Source organism: Candidatus Aminicenantes bacterium (assembly GCA_026393795.1).
GTDB lineage: Bacteria > Acidobacteriota > Aminicenantia > UBA2199 > UBA2199 > UBA2199.
Window position 1 is genome coordinate 21379 of record JAPKZL010000002.1, and the last position, 14509, is coordinate 35887.

Consider the following 14509-nt stretch of genomic DNA (forward strand, 5'->3'; position numbering starts at 1 on the left):
GACTGTTATCGGTATTATTCGATTTTTTTTATAAACTCGTGAAAGATCACTTTGACCATGGCGGTCAGATTGATCAATAGCGCTTCCCTGGGGCCGGCGATGGTCGGCAGGGGATATTCCAGGTCAAGTAGTTTTTCACCTATGGCGGCAAAATCGGAGCTGGCTTGCAATTCCCTGGAGATGGTTTCCTTCAGCTTCACCGTTTCCTGCTGCGAACGGTCGAAAAAATCCTTCACGTTCTTCCGGCCTCTGATTATCCGGTTGTGCGGCAGGGCCAGTATTTCGGGGTTCAGCCGGCTTATTTTTTCCAGCGAGCCGATGTACGGGCTGAAGCCGGACAAAAAAAGCGGTTTGACAAGGCCGTTTTTCTCCATGACTCCAGCGGCATCGCCGGGGAAAAGAATGTTTTCGGGCAGCAATAAAAATGAAATCGAGCAGCGGGTATGACCCGGGGTTTCGTAAACTTGCAACCATCGGTTCTCGCCAACCGGGATTGCGTCCCCTTCATGGACAGCGCTTATGTTTTCTGGCATGGTAACTCGCAGCGCGTTGTCCTGGTTGAGGAGACGCTTGAATTCCTGGTTCAATTTATCTATAAATTCGATCGCCTTTGGATTCTGCAAAATTTCCATCGTGCGCTGCGAGGCGATGATGTTAAAATGCTGTTTTGCCTGCAGGTAGGCGCACGCCCCGGTGTGGTCGTAATGGGAATGGGTAAGTAAAAGGGTATCGACTTTGTCATTTCCCATAATCTCGGCCAAATTCCTTTCTATTTCATCCCCTTTGGCCAGGATACTGGCATCGACCATTATTTTTTTTTGTCCGCGAATGACATAAATGGGAAACATCGAATCGTTGATCACGAACACATTCGCGGCAATTTCCTCGACTTTTTTTATTTTCACCATCTATCCCAGCCGGTCAAATCCTCTATTTTTTTTCGCTTACTGGCCAACGGCACCTTTTTGGGATATCCCAGACTCATCAGTTCGACGATGCGCACCTCTGGCGGTATGCCCAGAACCGCCTTGGCCTTGTTTTCATCGAACGAACCGATCCAGCATGTTCCCAGGCCTTCGCGAACGGCCTGCAAGGCAACATGCTCCAAAACGATAGCCAGGTCGATCAGAAAAGCCGGATGGCCGCAGCGCATCACATAGACAGGATTCAAGGCGCAGGCAGCGATAATGATCGGCGCTCCTTTCAGAAATTGCTGATGGGGAGCGGCAGCCTCAACCAATTGTTCTTTAATATCGGGATTTTTCACTAAAAGCAATTTCCATTCCTGTTGATTGCGCGCCGTTGGCGCCAGCCTGGCTGCCTCAAGTATGCGGGCGATTTTCTCCGCTTCGACAGTTTTGGTGCTGTACTCGCGAATCGACCGCCGCTCCACTATCTCTTCTATGATTTTCATAGATGATAAGCCCCTCCGAGTAGCAAAGCGAACGACTCGCTTCTTGCCTCGGTTTCGGGATCGATCAAAAAATTGTTCAACCAACGGCTGTAGCGAATCTCAACGGTCAAGCTCCATTCGCCAAACGGCAGCTCGTAGCCGAGCATGGCGGTGACAGCCAGAATGAACTTTTTTGTACTGTCGCTCAAGTTATAGTCATTTTCACCGTCGGGAAGGAGAAAATGGTGGGATAGGAGAAAGACAAATTCGGGTCCCAAGGCGATGTATGGTGTGGCTTTGGTTTTAAATTGGTATTTTAAAAAAATCGGCAAAGCCAATGAGGTATTTCTATAAAATCCTGAGAGAGATTGGTTTGGCGCAAAGGCGATGGAAGCTTTAGCTCCCCCTTGGCTGTACAAGGCATTGAGCTCCAATTTGATTTTTGGGACAAGGTTGAACGCCCAGCCCAGGCCAAAACGCACTCCTGTTTTCTGCTGACTGTTCAAGGAACTGGCCGCGGCAGTAAAAAGATATTTGCTGGAATTCATGCCAACCAAAGCCTTGACCTCGCCGGCTTGTATTGTTCGGGCAAATATAAATAGAAAAAGCACAACTGAGAGTTTTCTATACATATTTCTGAGAATAGCATAATGATCCATGTTTTTCAACGAGTTTGATTGGTTCAATTCATGAATTACTGGCTTATTTCTGGGTAAGAATTGCTTGTAATGAAAATACTGAAAAATTTGTCCAGAAATACAAATTTACAAATAACCCAAAGACTTGAAATGCTCAAGTTCTTTTTGGCTCAGGGATCTGAGGTCCGCCCTGGCTGCTTCGGTGGTTTTCGTCTGGATCAAACGCAACCATCCCAGGAAGCGCAAGCGCAAGAAACTTGTCAAATCGGGCTGCGCTTGGATTTGCGAACGGGATGGCTTGTCGCCCAATTTAAAGAGATCCTCCCAATTGCGCTTGAGGGAGTTAATGTAGTACCAACCGTTCCAAGCGATGGCATAGATCTGTTCATCTTTAAATCCCTGAGTCACGACCATGCCTCCGACCTTATACTGACGGTTGTTGAGGATTGGAGTAAGGCTTTTAATATCGAATGGACCATCTTGTCCGGTCAATATTTTATAAATAGTGGGAAAAATGGCTCCCAATTGTGTCGGCGAGCCAATTTCCCCTTTCAGTCCGCATGCTGCGGGAAATTTGATGACCAGGGGCACCCGGGTGATTTCGGGATAAACGTCGTAGCCGTGGCCCCAAGCCCCATGCTCATAACACCCCTCGCCGTGATCTGACACGAGTATGATCAGGCTGCCATCGTAGCGGTTGATTTTTTTCAGGTAATCGATGGTTTGTCCGAACAACGAATCCACATAATTAATCGTGGAATCATAGTCGTCTATAACATCCTGCACTTCTTCTGGCGAGTAGAATCTGCCATCCCGGGTAATGTGGCGAATGACCAGGTCCTTTTTTTGGTGGATAATTTTTTTATACTGGTTAAGAAAAGGCGGGGGCGGAACAATGGGGAAGTGCGGTTCCATGAAATGCAGGTAGGCGAAGCTGGGGATCGGGCTGGCCCGGACCCAGTCCGTAAAGGCTTCCACCATTTTGTAACTTTGGCCGAATCGGTACTCCTGCAGGAACTGCTTGTAGTAGTCGACGCCGCGAACGAACCCGGAACGGTTGGATATGTGGGCATTGGCTGTAAAAACAGAGGTGCTGTAACCGGTCCGCTTCAAAAATTGGGGAAGTGTCAGTATGTTTTTGTCCAGAATATCCAGGATGCCCAATATCTGGTGGTGATTGGGATAGAGTCCGGTAAAGATCGTTCCGACCGATCCGGGTGTATAGCTGGCATTGGTGAAAGCCTGTTTGAATACAAGGCTGTCCTTGGCAAATTCGGAGATGCGCGGGGCTGTTCCCCGGCTGTAGCCGTACAACCCCAAGTGACCGGCTTGGCAGGCGTCGATAAGAAAAATAAAAATATCTTTTATTTTATTCTTATCGATGTGCGCGGTGGTTTCTGCAACAATAGGTTCCTTTTTTTCCGTTTTTTCGGCACTGTACCAAAGGTTAAGGATGTTGGCCTTTCCCTTGAGGCAACTGATGCTGGCCACGAAAGGTGTTGCTGAACTGTATGAATAAACAGTCTTTTTCTCCGATACGGGCAGAATTTGGGAAAAAGGGGCGGACAAATCACGGTCAGCAACGATTTTGAAGGAATGAGCTTTCAAGGAAGCTTGGCCCTGGAATTCAAACTCGATGTGTCCAGGCAACAGGTAAATCTCGAACCGTTCCCCTTCCACAAGCTTGCGAATATTCCGGTCGGCAAAGCGGGTCCCTTTTTTTTGCAGATAAAGAGCGCGCAAGCGGAATTTTTTACTGGGCAGAACAAAACGTATCTGGTTGAATCCCGAGCGCAATTCGGTGCAGGAAAACGAGTAGCGCGAAAATTTTGGCGATGCGGGGAGAATGGCCGCCAACTGGTCGTTGACGAAAACTTGGATCGTCCTAAGATCGGCGCAGTTATAAACAATGTGCACAAATTCCCGGGCAGCAGTTTTTTTCAGATTAAATGCGATGGTTGGATTTAGGGTCCGGGGAGTGAGAAAGTCTTCATTGGCGTCAAATCCCCGCCAAATGTTGGCCGGAGTCGCGTAATTCGTCTGCTCCCCCTCCCAATTGAGCCAATATTGGGACTGTTTAAGGAGGTCGATCCGTTCTTTTGCGTTTGCCTTGCAACCGGTGCTCAACGTCAAGACAGTCAGAATGGCGAATAAAAAAAATCTTTCAATCAGTCTTTTGGCTTTCATATTTAAAAACCTTAAGCGAAGGGAATTCTTGCGGGAGTAACATAATTTATAATAGCATAGGGCTGGAAAATCTGCAACCTATACGGTCCTGTATTTGCTAAAACCAAAATTGAAATGTCGGACGAAAAATTATCATTCGATTCATATTCCATTGATCTCATTTCCTTGATTGACTTTGCAGATGATTATCCTCAAAATACCATCATGCAGGAAATGATTCCACCCAAACGTGTTCCGCTGGGTACAAACCTTATTAAACCTGCTTTAATGATCAGGCGATTCGATGATAAGATCAAGGGCAAAAAATTCCATGTTTGAGAAATTTCCGAAACAGAGAAACCCACTGCCTCCTGAATATATTTTAATTTACAATAGCCATATTAAAAGCAACCGGGAAGGAAAGACTACCGCAACATCGTTTTCAATGAAAATGGAGCGCTGGCTTCACAAGCAAACCGCTGCCGATGTAGGCAAATCCAAAAATGTTTCAACTTTGGAAATAGGGGCAGGAACGCTCAATCAATTCAATTATGAAAACACGACGCCTTATGACATAGTTGAACCCATGCCTGAACTGTATGCGGGATCTCCACATCTCTCTAAAGTAAGAAAAATTTATAACGATATTGAAGACGTATCGACTGATAACAATTATGAGAGAATTATTTCAATAGCCACCTTTGAACATATAACAAATCTGCCCGCTGTTGTCGCAAAAACCTGCCTGCTTTTAAAGAAAGGCGGCTCATTACGTGTTGCCATCCCCAATGAAGGCACAATTTTGTGGACGATGGGTACGAAACTGTTCACAGGAATTGAATTTAAAATTAAGTACAAGCTTGATTATGGGGTGATTATGAAATATGAGCATGTTAATACTGCCGAAGAAATTGAAGAGGTTCTGAATTATTTTTATAAGGCAGTCACATGTTCTGTATTTGGAATAAGTAAATTACTTGCCTTTTACCGCTTCTATGAATGCAAGGGACCAAGGATAGAAATTGCCCGTTCATTCAGGATATAGTTGTTAGACCTGCTTTTTATCGTTATTATCCTTCGAAAGTTGAAGTCGGGGAGACTAAAAAACGGATTTGACCTTGAAGCTTGGATTGATTATAATCGCTTCATGAGATTTTTCCTGATGTTTGTGTTTGTATGGGGAATGAACGCCTGGGAAGCAATATGAAACGACTTGCCGTGCTTATTCCCGCATTGAATGAAAGCCAACGGGTGGAAACCGTTATCGCCGGCATGCGCAGCATCCAATCCGGCTTATCGGCATCGGAAGTCCAGATCATTCTTGTCTTGATCGATGATGGTTCGCGGGATGATACCTTTGGATTATTTGAAAAAAAATTGTTTAAGGAAAAAATTAAAGCGAAATTGATTCGTTTCGACCGTAATTTTGGCAAGGATAGCGCCGTGTTTGCTGGCATCCAGGAAATGGAAGCCGATTTTTATGCGATCGTCGATGCCGACGGGCAAACGCCGTTCTCCCTGGTTCCCGACATGTACCACCGGATTGAAGAAACAAAAGCTGAAGTCGTCTACGCGGTCAAGGAGCAGGAGCCGTATCATTGGTTGAGGCGTTCCCTTACCGCCATGTTTTTTTTCATTGCGCGAAAATTAGGGATTCGCGAACTGAAAAAGGGTTCCTCCGATTTCATGCTCTTTTCGCGAGCGGTCAGGGACCGGTTGCTGCTCATGCAGGAGAATGGCATCGTTGTCCGCAACCTGGTGCGCTGGCTGGGGATGGCTTCGGTGGAAGTGGTGTTCAAACCAGGAGAAAGCGACAGCTCCACCTTCACCTTTAAAAAACTCTTTTTGCTGGGCATGAGGAGCATCATCTCCTTTTCCCACATCCTGCGCATCAATTTTTTCATCGCCCTGGGCTACTGGATTTTCTCGTTTTTTTATGCGCTCCTCATCCTTTACAACAAATTCACCGGCAGGATCGTGGTCGGCCTGAGTACCATGACCCTTTTAACCCTGATCTCATTCGGCCTGATGTTTTTCATGATCGCCATTATCGGCGAATATCTGATCATCCTCTTTGAAGAGGTAAAAAAACGTCCTCGCTTTTTTATCGAGCGGATCCGCGATATTGAAGGGGAATAATTATTTTCTTTTTTACTCGATCCTTACCTTGAGCAATTCCAAGGAGGGGCCAGAGTCTATTTCCAGATAATTGAATTGCCAAGCCAGGGGCAGGTTTTGGAGATTGATCACGATATTGTTTTGGCTTTCTGGCCGCAGCCGCTGGTTGCTGACCGGTTTTTCATTGAAAAGAAATTCCACCGCCGTTTCCCTGTTGGCGTTGAAAGTGCAGACAAGGTTTTTTTTGCCTCTTAGAGAATAATAAGGGAGGAAATAAAGAATTTTTGCCCCCTGTTCCCGTTCGGATAGAACCAGGAGGATTCCGTTGGGGGTTTTTTCGACTTTTTCGAACAATCCCTGGCTTTCGCCTTTTCGGATCTGATTTTGCAACGCATACCAGTTTTTTTGACCTTGATTTGGATCAATGCATATCTTGTTTTTGAAGAGGAGAATCAGGCGAATCCCCTTTGTCTTCAACATCTGGATGAATTGCGGATCGCCCAGGCCGGAAAACCCGGTTTGTGCTTGAAGTTGCGGAGCGTCATTCAATTCGTAATAATCGCGCAGGTAAAAGATGTGCCCGTGATAGGTGTGTTTGTCGTGGTAGGGGGTAAACAGGGGGTAATGGTTCGAATTTTGCGGATAAAAAGGAAGCTCCAACAAGCCGAAATGATCCGGATAGAGCGCCAGCGGTTGATAGAATTTCCGGTAGAGCGGTCGGTCGTCATCCAACCTTTCCGGATGTACCGGCCAGCGGATACGTTCGGCGAAGACCAGCAACAGCACAAGTGCCAGGATGATTTTTTTTTCTTTGAAATGTTTGAAAAAATAGGAGAATCCAAAAGCGGAAATCGTAAAAAAGAGCAATAACAGGATATATTCCGTACGAATGCCGCGGCTGCGGAGAAGGGCCGGAAAGAGCCGGGCCAGGCCCTGAAATAGGTTGAAAAAAGGCAAACTGATCTGGCTGGAATAAAACTGCAAAACCATCCAGGTGCTTGTGAGCATGAGAAGTTCTTTGGGAATTTTTTTGCGGATCAGGATCAAGAGGAGAGACAGGCTCAGGATAAACAGCAGGAGTGTCCAGCTGCAAATCCGGTCCAGTATGACGAAAGACAATTGGTTGTAAACGATTGGCAGGGCCAAGGCCGGTACGATCAGGAAAACAGAGCAAATCAGGGCAATGGTTTTTTGCAGACGGTTTGCCAAGTAAGGTACAAAGGCAAGAAGGAAAAAAATAAACAGGCTGATTCCCGGGCAGCGCGGGGATTGATTCCAGAAAATCCGTTTGAAAAAAAGAAGCACATAGGACCAATTGCTGTAAAAACTCAGCGGGGTACTGAACGAATTGACCGAGATAGATTCGACTTCGTCGACAGAGGAAAAGGAGGTTTTTGGGCTCAGGTAAGGGAGAAAAACGAGCGCGACGGAAATGACGAAAAGGAGCGAAGCGGCAATAAGCAGCAGCCAGGAGCGCCGGGGCAGGAGACCGAATAGAATCTGTCGAATCAGAAAAAAGATCCCCAGGGCAATTCCCAGAAAAAGGCCCAAAGAGAGGTCGAATAGAAACTGGAAAAACAGCGAGAAAAAAAAGAAAAAGAGATCGTTGGTCCGGTTGTTTTTTAAAAATCGTGAAAAAAACAGGAGAGTAAGCGGGATGGGAAAGCTGAACAGCAGGTTCAATTGGGGGATGTTATGCACCCGGAAAGGCAGGAGGATATAGAGGGCCCCGGCGATCCAGGCGATCCAGCGCTCCGGGACCCATTCGCGCACAAAGCGATATGAGCAATATCCGGCCGCGATGTATGCAAAAAAGACCAGGAAATTGTAAATGATATACATATTCCTGATATGAACGAGGTAGAACGGCAGGACCAGCACGGTTTGGCCGAAAAGGTTGACTCCTGCCGTCAAAGTATGGGACAAGGGAAAGAGGATGGGAAGTTGGAAAATATTAAGGAAATCGCCTTGGGAGAATTTTTTCAGATTGGAAAACAGGATTGTTATACTGAGGCGAATATCGCCATTGGAGGCAAAGGGCAGCTGGCTGAATAGATGGGGTAAAAGGGGAAAGAGAATCAGCAGGGATACCATGAAATAGGAGAAAATTATTCCAGTTTCCGCGCGATATTTTTTAATTTCCAGCGCCATCGCTCAAGGGTAACATAAACGAGCTCGTTTGCCAACGGCTTCAATTGCAGTGGACACGATCGATCTTCCTGTGCTATAAATATTCAATGCCCGCCGATAAACGCAAACCAATCGATACTCTAGCCCTGTTGCTGCTTCTGGTCTTTGCTTTGGCTATGCGACTGCAGCAGTGGAACCGCATTGCCGTCCCCGATGAAGCCGCGCTGCTGAACATGACGTTCCACCTCTATGACAATCCTTTCCCCAATGGCACCTATCCGGGCTATCCCGGTTTTCCGCCGTTTTTTTTATATCTCAATTTTCTGATCTCCTTCGTCTGCCAGAAGCTCCTCCTTTTTTTCGGCGTCATTCAATTTCCTTCTCAATTCGTTTATTCCAACCAGGGCTTCGATTTCGTCCTCAAGGCCGGCAGGATCATTTCGGCTTTAACGGGAACGGCTCTGGTGGCACTGTCCTGGCGCCTGGGCCGCGAGTTTTTCAACCGCACAACGGCCTGGGCCGCCGCATTGTTGATGGCCGTCAACTCTTTACTGGTTTTCGACAGCCATATCTTCAAACCAGACACCATGATGGCCCTGTTGCTCTGCGCCAGCCTTTATTATGCGTTACAACACGACCGCGAAGCGCACTGGCGATGGCTCTTTTTTTCATCTTTGTTTTTCGGACTGGCGGTGGCCGCCAAGTACAATGCAGCGGTGGAACTTTTTTTCCTGCTGCCTGTATTCCTGATCACCTGCCGCCGCAACCGCCAGCCGCTCTGGAAACCATTGTTCATGGCGCCGGCAGCCATGGCACTCGGGTTTTTTGCCGGCGCTCCAAATTGGATAGTCCATCCTTTCCTGAACCTTGCGGAAGCTTACCGCTTTGTCACCTATCATTATTCCAGCTTTCATTTTTACAACGACAAAAAGCTGGCTTACTCCGCTTTTAGCAAAACGTTCCTGGAGAGCTTTGGGCCGATCCTCTGCGCCTTCCTGCTGATCGGGCTTTTGGCCATCATTTTCAACCGCCGACGCACGGACATGATCATCGCGGCCTACATCATCGTCTATGTCGCCATCTTGGGCAATACCTCCTATTTCGGCGTGCGCATGGTGTTGCCGCTGCTGCCGGCAGCCGCTTTGCTCATCGCCAGCGGCATGTTTGATGCTCTGCCGCGGTTGCTGCGCAAATTCAAGAACTTGGCTGCGGCATATCGATTTGTTGCCTGGGCCTTGTTGGCGATCTTTGCCGCAAGTGGCGCCCTGCAGAACATCCGCCGCTTCAACCTTCTAGGGACCGCTTCCACCTATGACCAGGCGATCGATTACCGCTTCCGCCATATTCCTTTCGGATATACCTTGGCCCGGGAAAACCTGACCCCCGGGTTCAGCGGTGACATGGGATTCTCCGATCTCACCTCCGTGCCGAGACAGTGGTTCAAAGGGCCAAATGCCATGCGTTTCCTGTGTACCGGACTTTTTACGCACTACATACTCGAGGAAACCGGAAACTCTCCCATCAAACACAAACTGAAGCGCTATCTGACATACTACACTCCAATCGAACGCATTCACAAGCCGCGCTTTTCTTCTTTTGACGATGACATTACTTTTTGGTATAAAAAACCCTCCTGGGTGAAAGATTTGAACCTTGACCGCCCTTTGCCGCACCTGCCTTCCGTTTTCAGCCTGCCGCCCAGCGAGCTTGCCAGCGATACCTGCTACTTGCCGCTGCAGAATTTCGAGAAATCAGCGCTAGCGGGAAAAATCGCCAGGGATATCTGGACAAAAAAAATCTATTCCACGCGGCCGTTCTCGCGCATTGTTTTTTACATCTTGCCCAATGGGGTCAGCAAACAGCTTTTTGTCACGGTCAACGGTGAAAAGGAGAAATTCCCGCTCGGGCAGGTCCGGCGGATCCGCAGGATCGTTTTCGACCGCATCCGTCCCCAGTTCCTGCATGATGATTATATTTATTCAGTCGAGATGGCCACGGACGCGACCAGGCTGCCTATTTTCCTGGTCTGTATGCCTGAGTTTGCGTCTGCGCCTGATCCTGCACCCGAAGCAGCCCTGTTCGACCGGCCGCAGATCGACCCGCTTCCCGATCTCTTTTCCGCTTCGGAAGCCCCATGCTGGTGTCGGGAGGTTTACAGGATTGCGGGCATCGATCCCATCCTGCACCGTTTCATCCAGACCGAGCGGCTTTTTTCAAATTTTGAGCAATCGAACCAGGACAGGGTTCTGGATGATTTCCCGCTGGTTGCCGGCGGCTACCTGCTGCGCATCAAAGGCAAAAAAATAGTTGCCACCCAGCCGTTGACGGCAAATCTAAAATTGACCTGGCATGCCATCGGCTTGAACAAAGAAGACAACGGCGAATTCAATTTTTCACCGGCGGAAATGGCGTCCGGGATCGTGCGGCCAATCGCTGTTGACGAACTGGCGTTCGTGCAATTCGGCATCGAGGGCCAGTGCCCGAGCAATTTCCTGATCGATGAACTCAGTATCGAGCCCGACTATTTGACTTATATCAATACGTATTGGCTGAAAAAATAAAGGGTAACTATCCGCTTTCCCTTCACAACAGAAACTTCCAGGAAAGCGGTTTTCTGGCGTCTGAAATTCTTTACTCGCTCTCGCCATTTTGCTAAAATGCGCACAATGAACTCATCGATTTCACTCCGACGTTTCCAGTTGCCGCTCCTCCTGCTGATCGCCTTTCTCCTGCGTTTGCAGGGCTGGTATCCGTTCCATGTCGTCGATGAAGATGCAATTCTGCAAATGGTCTGGGGACTGCACCTTAATCCCCTTCCTCCCGGCATGCCCCTTCCTTTTCCCGGCTATCCGCCCTTGTTCATGTATCTCAATTTTTTCCTCTCCTTGCTCTACCGGGAACTCCTTGTCTTTTTGGGCGTCTTTGCTTCCGCCGGCGACTTTCTTGCCTCGCCCTATGCGCAGTCCTTCGTTTTCAAGACCGGACAGATATTGGTCGCTCTTTTAGGGACATTGCATATCGCCGTGGTTTGGAAGATCGGCCAGGAGTTCTTTGATCAACGGGTGGCTTGGCTGGCGGCGCTCATCGTGGCGTTTCATCCCCACCTTATTTTAAACGGCCACATTTTCAAGTCGGATGTCCCGCTGGCTCTTTTCTTCGCCCTGCTTCTTTTCTATGCTCTCCGCTTTGTCAGAAACCTGGAAACAAAGGATTTCCTCGCCGCCTGTTTCATCGCCGGCTTGACCACCGCCTGCAAGTACAACGGCGCGGTGGAGGTTCTGCTCATCCCTGTCATTCTATGGGCCGTCCGCAGAAAATTGGCTCCCAAGCGTTGCTGGCGGCTTCTGCTTCTCTCCCCTCTTTTCGGGCTATTCGGATTTCTGGTCGGCGCACCCAACTGGATGGTCCACCCCGTAAAGAGTTTCCTTTTTGCCTCTCGCCTCGCCTTCTTTAATTTCCGGGAATACACTTTCTATGGTTCGTTTTCCTCAACCTATGGCCATTATGTCGTCGATCTCTGGCGAACGCTGGGGCCCATATTCGTACTTTTGTTTGTTATAGGTATCCTTTTTGCTTTCCTGCGACGAAACAGAGAGGAAATGATAGTAGTGCTTTCCCTTTTTTTATATTTTCTTGTTCAAGGCAGTTCAGACTACTATGGAACCCGCGTCATCCTTCCCTTGTATACGGGAGTCGCTTTGATTATTGCCAAGGGGGCCTTCCGTGATCTCTTCTCTTTTTTGAAGAATCCCTCCCGACAACGGATTTTTTCGATCTTGGTCTTTTCATTCGCCCTCCTTTTTTCGCTGGGGAATATCAAGGATTCTCTCACCCTCTTTAACCTCTGGAAAACTTCCTCCACCCTGGATGAGGCCGCGATCTTCCGGAGAGACCACATCCCTTCGGCTTTTCCCTTTGGCCGCGAAACATTCACTCCCCGTGAGGCGGGAGATCGTGGATACTGGGACATCTATAGCATCCCTGATTTCCGCCTCTTCCAAGGCTCCACGGCTCTCCCATTCCTCACTACCGGGATTCTGGCCGACCATATCCTGAATCACTCCCCCAGCAAGGATCTGAAGGAAAAGCTGCGATTCCGGCTGCGGGAGTACCGTACCTTCCACAAGATCTCAAAACCACGCTTCGGCGCATGGGATGGTGATATTATTTTTTGGTACCACCCCCACCCCAGGATCCTCGCCTATACTCCCGGCAGCAAGATTTATCCCCTACCGCGACTCATCTCTTCTTTCCAGCGGAGTACACTATTCTTCCCGCTTCAACCCTATGAAAAGGATCCCGGTTTTTTCCCTTTGGAAGGTGCCTTCTTCGGGAAATGGATTCTGTCCTCCAAACCCTTGGCGGCTTTGTCCGTGACTCTTTTTTGTCCTGAGGGAGAAATCGAAGCCAAAGTGAAAGTCAACAGCAAGGGAATCCTACTCAGGGCTTCCCGGGGCATGGCGGAATTCGTCTTCCCTGCACCGCCCCCTCTCTTCTTCCAGAAATCCCCCCTTTATCGAATCGAGATACAGCTGCCTGATGAACATCCCAAGGCTTTCCTTCTGGTTCAAGAACGCCCCCTTGTTCTTCCTTCAGAAACACCTCATATCTCCAGTCCTCTTGAGGGGGATCCGCCCCCCCTGTTCTCCTCAGAGGTGCCTCCCGGTTGGGTCAGGGAATTCTACCGCCTGACAGGGATTGACCTCTCTCTGCTCACCTTGACCCAGGAGGTAATACTTTGGGAGAATCCGGAACGCTCCATTCTGCCCTTTGCTTCAGAGTGGATGGTTCTTTCTCGGGGAGTGTATCGCTGGGAGATAGAAACCGAACCCCTTGCAAAGAAGGTCCCCGGGAGCGATCCGCCTCCTTTTGAAATAGTTTGCTTTTACGGGAATCGCCTTGAAACACGGACTCTGGTCTGGGAGAAACTCGACAATGGACGCTACGCGACATTTCTGGAAAACCCGGAGGAGAGAATTTTCCTGAAGGTCAATACCGGGGATTTTCAGAAACAGAATCTTCTCCTCCTCCGCCTCCGCCTCTATCCGGATTACCTTCGCTCCATTCGCCAAGGGCTGATTTCCCGGGATCCGTCGCAATAAGGTACTGTTGGCGAAACCAGCGAGGAATTGAGAATGTTGACCCATATCAAAGGAAGCAATGTTTTCCCAATTGCTCCATTAAAAAATACCGCCACTAAGGCATTATATTAACTCAATCTTCAAAACCTGCAAAAGTCCAACATGTCAACCAGGAGAACGGGATTGGATCTAGAATTTTAGTCTTCCGGCCTTGCGTGTTGAGCTGGCGTATTTCAGCGCCTCGGCTTTGACGCTTTCCTTGCCCTTGTCGCTGATCGCGCTCACCGCGTAATCGTACTGGGTTTGCTGCCTGATCTCGATCGAGTAGTCCTCAATGGAATTGGTCGTGGCGTCGACCACTTTCCATAATGAATAGCTGTCCGTGGACTGGCCGGTCAATTTACGGTAGACGTTATAGCCGATGATGGGGATCTTCTTTTCAACGTTGGCGGGGTTCGGCGCCCAGCGGACCCAATTGTATGCATAAAACTCGTTCCCGAGGCTGTCGACTCCGCGCACCTGGTAATCGAAAAGATCCTCCCCGGTGACGCCGTTTTTGTCGATATAGAGCAGCACCGCTGGGTTTACCTCGGCCAGCGTTTCCCAGGCAGCGGATGTTTTCAGCTTGCGATAAACCCGGTACTTGCTGAGGGTAATGCCCCAGTTGTTCCAGCTGCCATCGAATGCCCAGGTGAGCTTGCGAAAATACTGGACCGTGAACAGATTGCGGTTGATGATCAGCTCGTTTTTTAAGTCCAGTGCCGTCAAGGGGATGTTCAGGTAGTTGGCTTCGACTCCGAGCGGGGGCTGGGGTATGGGAATCGAAGGCGGAGGCACAGGGGGGCCGGGCGTGTCTGAATCGTCGGGATCAAAAATAGCGACGAACACGTCGCTGCTCACGGAGAAATCGGTCCAGGCGGCAACGGCTCCGATTGAGGAGCTGTAATCGATGCTCGGATGATAAGTTTGGTTGCTGCTGGTTA

At 48.8% G+C, this 14509-nt stretch carries 13 protein-coding genes; 6 read left to right on the top strand and 7 right to left on the bottom strand.

What is annotated here, in order from left to right:
* Positions 1–14 precede the first annotated feature (14 nt).
* The 4 genes from NTW95_00145 to NTW95_00160 all read right to left on the bottom strand — a co-directional run bounded on the left by NTW95_00145 (position 15) and on the right by NTW95_00160 (position 4218).
* The gene (locus NTW95_00145; protein ID MCX6555836.1) at positions 15–905 is read right to left on the bottom strand and encodes an MBL fold metallo-hydrolase; all 891 of its coding nucleotides are present in this window, start codon (positions 903–905) and stop codon (positions 15–17) included.
* Positions 902–1414 (bottom strand): nitroreductase family protein, encoded by a 513-nt coding sequence (locus tag NTW95_00150; protein MCX6555837.1) that lies wholly within the window; start codon positions 1412–1414, stop codon positions 902–904. Before NTW95_00150 ends, NTW95_00145 begins: the two co-directional genes overlap by 4 nt.
* On the bottom strand, positions 1411–2052 hold the full coding sequence (locus NTW95_00155; protein MCX6555838.1) for an outer membrane beta-barrel protein: 642 nt from the start codon (positions 2050–2052) through the stop codon (positions 1411–1413). The genes NTW95_00150 and NTW95_00155 overlap by 4 nt, the downstream gene beginning before the upstream one ends.
* A gap of 105 nt (positions 2053–2157) precedes the next feature.
* The gene (locus NTW95_00160; GenBank protein ID MCX6555839.1) at positions 2158–4218 is read right to left on the bottom strand and encodes a sulfatase; all 2061 of its coding nucleotides are present in this window, start codon (positions 4216–4218) and stop codon (positions 2158–2160) included.
* A 114-nt stretch (positions 4219–4332) separates the two neighbouring features.
* Between NTW95_00160 and NTW95_00165 the strand changes: the two genes are divergently transcribed.
* The 3 genes from NTW95_00165 (at position 4333) to NTW95_00175 (ending at position 6336) form a co-directional block, all read left to right on the top strand.
* Positions 4333–4536: a hypothetical protein gene (locus NTW95_00165; protein MCX6555840.1), complete on the top strand. Its 204-nt coding sequence runs from the start codon at positions 4333–4335 to the stop codon at positions 4534–4536.
* On the top strand, positions 4529–5242 hold the full coding sequence (locus NTW95_00170) for a class I SAM-dependent methyltransferase (protein ID MCX6555841.1): 714 nt from the start codon (positions 4529–4531) through the stop codon (positions 5240–5242). Before NTW95_00165 ends, NTW95_00170 begins: the two co-directional genes overlap by 8 nt.
* Positions 5243–5400: 158 nt before the next feature.
* Positions 5401–6336: a glycosyltransferase gene (locus NTW95_00175; GenBank protein ID MCX6555842.1), complete on the top strand. Its 936-nt coding sequence runs from the start codon at positions 5401–5403 to the stop codon at positions 6334–6336.
* Between the two features lie 12 nt (positions 6337–6348).
* On the opposite strand, the gene NTW95_00180 is transcribed toward NTW95_00175, so the two are convergent.
* Positions 6349–8088, bottom strand: coding sequence for a hypothetical protein (locus tag NTW95_00180; GenBank protein MCX6555843.1), 1740 nt, complete (start codon positions 8086–8088; stop codon positions 6349–6351).
* A 78-nt stretch (positions 8089–8166) separates the two neighbouring features.
* On the opposite strand from NTW95_00180, the gene NTW95_00185 reads away from it, so the two are divergent.
* Both NTW95_00185 and NTW95_00190 read left to right on the top strand, forming a co-directional pair.
* A complete protein-coding gene (locus NTW95_00185; protein MCX6555844.1) occupies positions 8167–8370 on the top strand; it encodes a hypothetical protein in 204 nt (67 codons plus the stop codon).
* Between the two features lie 182 nt (positions 8371–8552).
* The gene (locus NTW95_00190) at positions 8553–11006 is read left to right on the top strand and encodes a glycosyltransferase family 39 protein (protein ID MCX6555845.1); all 2454 of its coding nucleotides are present in this window, start codon (positions 8553–8555) and stop codon (positions 11004–11006) included.
* 120 nt (positions 11007–11126) lie between these two features.
* Here the strand turns inward: NTW95_00190 and NTW95_00195 are convergent, their stop codons facing one another.
* Positions 11127–11249, bottom strand: a complete 123-nt coding sequence (locus tag NTW95_00195; protein MCX6555846.1) for a hypothetical protein — start codon at positions 11247–11249, stop codon at positions 11127–11129.
* 81 nt (positions 11250–11330) lie between these two features.
* Here NTW95_00195 and NTW95_00200 point away from each other — a divergent pair, with 81 nt between their 5' ends.
* Complete coding sequence (locus NTW95_00200; GenBank protein MCX6555847.1) at positions 11331–13547, top strand: glycosyltransferase family 39 protein; 2217 nt, start codon at positions 11331–11333, stop codon at positions 13545–13547.
* A gap of 168 nt (positions 13548–13715) precedes the next feature.
* Here NTW95_00200 and NTW95_00205 read toward each other — a convergent pair.
* Positions 13716–14509: hypothetical protein (locus tag NTW95_00205; protein MCX6555848.1), on the bottom strand; the 794-nt coding region annotated here is incomplete at its 5' end.

Excerpts from the sequence above, each read along its gene's own strand:
- NTW95_00190 (MCX6555845.1), top strand. The coding sequence starts at position 8,553 with ATGCCCGCCGATAAACGCAAACCAATCGATACTCTAGCCCTGTTGCTG.
- NTW95_00150 (MCX6555837.1), bottom strand. The coding sequence starts at position 1,414 with ATGAAAATCATAGAAGAGATAGTGGAGCGGCGGTCGATTCGCGAGTAC.
- NTW95_00160 (MCX6555839.1), bottom strand. The coding sequence starts at position 4,218 with ATGAAAGCCAAAAGACTGATTGAAAGATTTTTTTTATTCGCCATTCTG.
- NTW95_00155 (MCX6555838.1), bottom strand. The coding sequence starts at position 2,052 with ATGGATCATTATGCTATTCTCAGAAATATGTATAGAAAACTCTCAGTT.
- NTW95_00175 (MCX6555842.1), top strand. The coding sequence starts at position 5,401 with ATGAAACGACTTGCCGTGCTTATTCCCGCATTGAATGAAAGCCAACGG.
- NTW95_00170 (MCX6555841.1), top strand. The coding sequence starts at position 4,529 with ATGTTTGAGAAATTTCCGAAACAGAGAAACCCACTGCCTCCTGAATAT.
- NTW95_00165 (MCX6555840.1), top strand. The coding sequence starts at position 4,333 with ATGTCGGACGAAAAATTATCATTCGATTCATATTCCATTGATCTCATT.
- NTW95_00185 (MCX6555844.1), top strand. The coding sequence starts at position 8,167 with ATGAACGAGGTAGAACGGCAGGACCAGCACGGTTTGGCCGAAAAGGTT.